Annotated in this window: 7 protein-coding genes; 5 read left to right on the top strand and 2 right to left on the bottom strand. The window is 70.7% G+C overall.

Annotated features, from left to right (window positions below; all coding sequences use genetic code 11):
* The coding region (locus HUU95_RS13550; RefSeq protein ID WP_174280586.1) for a hypothetical protein at positions 1 to 123 on the bottom strand (123 nt) is incomplete at its 3' end.
* Positions 124 to 228: 105 nt separating this feature from the next.
* Here HUU95_RS13550 and HUU95_RS13545 point away from each other — a divergent pair.
* From HUU95_RS13545 to HUU95_RS13535, 3 genes are all read left to right on the top strand, one after another.
* Positions 229 to 684, top strand: coding sequence for a host attachment family protein (locus tag HUU95_RS13545; RefSeq protein WP_174280585.1), 456 nt, complete (start codon positions 229 to 231; stop codon positions 682 to 684).
* Positions 685 to 962: 278 nt separating this feature from the next.
* Positions 963 to 1,421 (top strand): RNA polymerase-binding protein DksA, encoded by a 459-nt coding sequence (dksA, locus tag HUU95_RS13540; protein ID WP_174280584.1) that lies wholly within the window; start codon positions 963 to 965, stop codon positions 1,419 to 1,421.
* 67 nt (positions 1,422 to 1,488) lie between these two features.
* Entirely contained in the window at positions 1,489 to 1,863 is a 375-nt protein-coding gene (locus HUU95_RS13535) for a PilZ domain-containing protein (RefSeq protein WP_174280583.1), read from the top strand.
* Positions 1,864 to 1,884: 21 nt separating this feature from the next.
* Here the strand turns inward: HUU95_RS13535 and HUU95_RS13530 are convergent, their stop codons facing one another.
* Complete coding sequence (locus HUU95_RS13530; protein ID WP_174280582.1) at positions 1,885 to 2,040, bottom strand: DUF465 domain-containing protein; 156 nt, start codon at positions 2,038 to 2,040, stop codon at positions 1,885 to 1,887.
* A gap of 160 nt (positions 2,041 to 2,200) precedes the next feature.
* Between HUU95_RS13530 and HUU95_RS13525 the strand changes: the two genes are divergently transcribed.
* Positions 2,201 to 2,398: a YdcH family protein gene (locus tag HUU95_RS13525; RefSeq protein WP_174280581.1), complete on the top strand. Its 198-nt coding sequence runs from the start codon at positions 2,201 to 2,203 to the stop codon at positions 2,396 to 2,398.
* Positions 2,399 to 2,471: 73 nt separating this feature from the next.
* Positions 2,472 to 2,728: DUF1465 family protein (locus tag HUU95_RS13520; protein WP_174280580.1), on the top strand; the 257-nt coding region annotated here is incomplete at its 3' end.

Here is a 2,728-nt window from a genome sequence, read left to right as displayed (position 1 = left end):
GATCATGGCCCGGCGGCGTTCGTCCAGCGCGAGCAGCGCCGCTGACGCCGGCGCGACGCCGCGGCGGGCGAGCGCGGCGTCAAAGGCGGCGGGATCGTCGCGGACGCTCTTTATGTCGTGCATGGGCGAATGTCGTGCATGGCGGGCGGGCTATGGCGGGGCGGGTGGAGCCGCGCAACCCGCGCGGGGCGGGGGCGTTGGGCAGCCGAACCGACTGGAGAAGATCGCATGGAACTGGCCCACAACATCGTCGTGCTCGTCGCCGACGGGCGCAAGCTGCTGTTCCTGCGTAACGAGGGCGATGCGGCGCATCCCAATCTGACGGTGGAACAGGCGGAGGAACATCCCAATCCGGCGACGCGCGACCAGGCGACCGACGCGGCGGGCCGCGCCTCCTCGACCACCCCGGCGGGCGGCACCGCTCGGACGGGCAGCTCGGTCGAGCCGACCGATTTCCACCAGCTGGAGGAAGACCGGTTCGCGGCGACAGCGGCGGACCTGCTGAAGACGCGCGCGCTGGCGCATCAATATGACGCGCTGGTGGTGGTGGCGCCGCCCAAGACGCTGGGCGAGCTGCGCAAACACTATCATTCCGAGGTGGCGAAGCGGGTCGTCGGCGAGCTGGCCAAGGACCTGACCGGGCACCCGATCGACCAGATCGAGGCAGCGTTGAAGGCGGCCTAACCTGATCCATCCGCGCTTCGCTTGCCCCGGTGGGGTCAGGCTCGCTTCCCTGGCTCATCGCCGGGCCTTGCGGCATGCGGGCTGGACGTGCCGGGTTCGAGCCGGCCCGCCCGGGTGATGCAACGAAGCGACACCAGCCCGCCGATATGACGGCGATGTTACCGTGCGCTTGTCGGTTTCCTAACCTTTATTTATAGGCCCGGCGCGGGGCGACGTGGCGGTGCGTGGGTGCTGGCCGGGGTGGGTCCAGCGCCAGGGCCGGCCGGAGGGAGGGCGCGATGGCGACGGTATTGCAGCGGATCGACACGACGGATCTGATCGCGGCGAACGACGCGGAGCCGGGCTGTCGCCCCTCCGTCGACGAGCCGTTCATGAGCCTGACGCAACAGACCTATTTCCGGCGCAAGCTGTTGGCGTGGAAGGATTCGATCCTGCGCGAATCGCAGGATACGCTGTCGCAGCTGCAGATCGGGCCGTTGCGCGAGGCGGACCTGACCGATCGCGCGGCGAGCGAGACCGACTGGTCGATCGAGCTGCGCACGCGCGATCGCCAGCGCAAGCTGATCAGCAAGATCGAGTCGGCGCTGCGCCGGATCGACGCGGGCGAATACGGCTATTGCGAGGTGACGGGCGAGCCGATCGGCCTCGCGCGGCTGGAGGCGCGCCCCGTCGCGACGATGACGGTCGAGGCGCAGGCGCGCCATGAGCGCCACGAGCGGTCGTCGCGCGAGGCATAAGCGTTAGGGTCCGGGTAACCCCGCTTGGCTTAGAGCGGGGCCTGGGACGGGAGCACGGGACGCGATGGTGGACGTGGGCGGCCTGCCCGGCGAGACGACGGCGGTGCAAGGCGCGGGGGACGGGCGCGCGCGTCGGCGCGACAGTCTGTACCTGAGCGCGCGGGTATCGATCGCCGGCGTGATCGGCGTGCACGACGCGCGCGTGCGCAACCTGTCGGCCGAGGGGCTGATGATCGAGCTGGACCATGTGGTGGAGCCCGGCACGACGGTGTCGCTCCAGATCCGCGGGCTGGGCGACCTGACGGGCAAGGTCGCCTGGTGCACGCGCGGGCGGATCGGGATCGCGCTCGATCGGCCGATCGATCCCCGCCGCGCGCGCAAGCCGGTAGGGCAGGGACCTTCGACGCCCGATTACGCGAAGCCGCTGCTCGGCCGGGGTTAGGCCGCCTCGCGGAAGGCCGGGTTAGTCTCGCCCGATCTCCTCCTTGAGCTTCAGCTTCTGCTTCTTGAGGTCGGCGACCAGGGTCGAATCGGGGTGCGGGCGCGCGCTCTCCTCGGCGAGGCGCCGGTCCAGGGTGGCGTGCTTGGTTTCCAGAGCGGCCTGATGCGTCGACGCCATCGTGGTGAACTCCTCGGGAGGAAGGGAGAGGCTAGCAACGCGCCGAACGCGTTCAAGTCGCGCGGGGCCTGGGGCCGGTGCGACGACCCGCCCGGTCGCGGCGACGATCCGTTGTGGGGGGCGCCGCACCGGGCTATGCGCCCGGCAAACGGGGGTGGCGATGGATGAGGCGCTGACACGGGCGCGGCTGGGCGCGGCGCGCGAGGCGCATCGCGATCTGGACGCGACGATCGCCGCGCTAGCCGGCGCGCCGCCGATCGACCAGCTGGGGCTCGCGCGGCTTAAGAAGCGCAAGTTGTCGTTGCGCGACGAGATCGCGATGCTGGAGGGCCAGCTGATCCCCGACATCATCGCGTGAACGGTGTCAGCGCGGGACAGGCCTCTTAAGGCCGCGCTGGCGAGAGGCGCGCGCGCATGGCAGGGCGGGTGGCATGTCCGGCCTGCCCGACTCGCATCTCCATCGGCGGCTGATCGACGCGCTGCATATGGAGGCTTTGCTGCTCGCGGACGAGGCGCGCGATTATTTCGACGAGGTGGGGCGGGCGGAGCGGGACCGGCTGGCGCCGCTCGCGCGCATCGGCTTCTCGTGTGAGTCGCTCAAGGTGACGACGCGGCTGATGCACGTCATCGCCTGGCTGCTGACGCAACGCGCGGTGCAGGCGGGCGAGTTGCGCGCGACGGACGCGCT

Source organism: Sphingomonas bacterium (assembly GCF_903643065.1).
Taxonomy (GTDB): domain Bacteria; phylum Pseudomonadota; class Alphaproteobacteria; order Sphingomonadales; family Sphingomonadaceae; genus Sphingomonas.
Note: the sequence above shows the minus strand (reverse complement) of the source record. Positions and strands in the feature narration are given on the sequence as shown.